The sequence below is a fragment of the Domibacillus sp. 8LH genome (assembly GCF_038806185.1).
GTDB lineage: Bacteria > Bacillota > Bacilli > Bacillales > Domibacillaceae > Domibacillus > Domibacillus indicus_A.
The window spans coordinates 1-271 of record NZ_JAVJNG010000143.1 but is presented as its reverse complement, the minus strand read 5'-3'; the positions used below and the strand labels follow the sequence as shown (position 1 = coordinate 271).

Below are 271 nucleotides of genomic sequence, written 5' to 3'. Positions count from 1 at the left end.
GCTATAGGCCTTATCTGCGGCAAGATGCGTTGGTCGCGTGCGATAACGGCCTGATGAAGTCGGGATCCTTGCCATGGCCAACGCACTTGTCGCATATCTGATTTCCGCTGATTGCTCCGGCGAAAGGCAGAACCCCAGCGGTAAACCATTACCATCAGTGACCAAGTGAATTTTGCTGCCAAAACCACCACGAGAGCGACCAAGTGCTTGATTCACCGGAGTGTTTTTTTACGCGCTCCGGCAGCATCTTTGGATACCCTGACATTGGAGC

At 53.1% G+C, this 271-nt stretch carries 1 pseudogene; it reads right to left on the bottom strand.

Annotated features, from left to right (window positions below):
• Positions 1-271: pseudogene (locus RG959_RS24165) on the bottom strand (IS5-like element ISAs34 family transposase); the annotation flags it as partial.